Source organism: Paenisporosarcina sp. TG-14 (assembly GCF_000297555.1).
Lineage (GTDB): Bacteria > Bacillota > Bacilli > Bacillales_A > Planococcaceae > Paenisporosarcina > Paenisporosarcina antarctica.
Window position 1 is genome coordinate 1 of record NZ_AMGD01000117.1, and the last position, 1,407, is coordinate 1,407.

Consider the following 1,407-nt stretch of genomic DNA (forward strand, 5'->3'; position numbering starts at 1 on the left):
TCACTGAGCTTAGTATAAAAAGTGTACAGATGAAATCCGAATTCCTTATAATAGAAACATCAAAAAGGAAGTGATCAGAATGGGAAATCATCATACACCTGAGTACAAGGAATATGTAGCGAAACTCATCGTAGAAGAAAATAGAGTGGCAATACAATTATGTCGTGAGCTCGATCTTTCTGTGGGAACAGTCGCTGGTTGGGTAAGGAAATATAGAGACAAGAAGAATGTTTCTGTTACCCCTGAATTGGTTACTCCTGCGGAGTTAGAAAAGCGTGAAACTGCTTACGAGAAGAGAATTCGAGATTTAGAGGAAGAGAATTCAATTCTAAAAAAGGCTATGCACATCTTCACCAAAAACCAGATGTAATTTTTCAGTTCATTCATGATCATGAGACAAAGCATTCTGTTGTGAAGATGTGTAGCGCTTTGAAAGTATCTAGACAAGGATATATAAATTGGCGAAATAGAATGCTCAATCCAAATCTAGAAAAGCAGGCGATTAAAGATGAGCTCCAACATAAAATCGCGCAATCATTTCATGAAAGTGGAGGTACTTATGGTAGCCCAAGGGTGCATGATGACTTATTAGATTGGGGCTACTCTATCTCACAAAAAAAGGTTGCCAACATGATGAAGGAAATGGAATTATGTGCCACAGTCCCAAGCAAATTTATGGTAACAACCGACTCGAATCATGACCAACAGATTTATCCCAATATCCTGAATAGACAGTTCAGTGTGGCGCAGCCAAATCATGTATGGGTTGCGGATATTACATACATTTGGACAAATGAAGGCTGGCTCTATCTGTCGAGTATTATGGACCTCTATTCACGTAAAATCATAGGCTGGGCACTGGATTCACATATGCGTAAAGAACTTCCGATGCAGGCGCTCAATATCGCTCTCGGTTCTCGAAAAATAACTGGGGAACTTATTCACCACTCGGACCGCGGAGTACAATACAGTTCTCACGCTTATGTAGATACGTTACTCTCGAATAAGATTCAAGTTAGCATGAGTAGAAAAGGCGATCCGTATGACAATGCATGCATTGAGTCTTTCCATGCTACCATCAAAAAGGAATTGGTTTATCGAAGAAAATTCAAGACCCGTGAAGAGGCTCGTAAGAGTATAAGCTCTTATATTGTGAGCTTTTACAATGAACGAAGAAAACACTCAACTCTTGGCTATTTATCACCGAATAAATTTGAAAGGAAATGCAATTTATTTGCACTGGAAAGCATCTGAATTTTTAGGCTTACCTATAGGTTATGAGAAGATAAAGTTCGTCTTTTTGAATTTTATCTTCTCATAACCTTCACCAAACGCAGTGCGGTAGCCATTTGAGAAATCCGAATTTTATCAATTTTGCTGTACACTTTCTTGACAGAAGTCCATCAC

The 1,407-nt window shown here is 38.8% G+C and carries 2 protein-coding genes; both read left to right on the forward strand.

Annotated features, from left to right (window positions below; genetic code table 11):
- Positions 1-79 precede the first annotated feature (79 nt).
- Positions 80-370, forward strand: a complete 291-nt coding sequence (locus tag C406_RS0118975) for a transposase (RefSeq protein ID WP_017382214.1) — start codon at positions 80-82, stop codon at positions 368-370.
- The gene (locus tag C406_RS0118980) at positions 370-1,254 is read left to right on the forward strand and encodes an IS3 family transposase (protein WP_337471940.1); all 885 of its coding nucleotides are present in this window, start codon (positions 370-372) and stop codon (positions 1,252-1,254) included. Before C406_RS0118975 ends, C406_RS0118980 begins: the two co-directional genes overlap by 1 nt.
- Positions 1,255-1,407 lie beyond the last annotated feature (153 nt).

What these genes read in the sequence shown, in the direction of transcription:
- C406_RS0118975 (WP_017382214.1), top strand. Translation starts at nt 80, where the DNA reads ATGGGAAATCATCATACACCTGAGTACAAGGAATATGTAGCGAAACTC.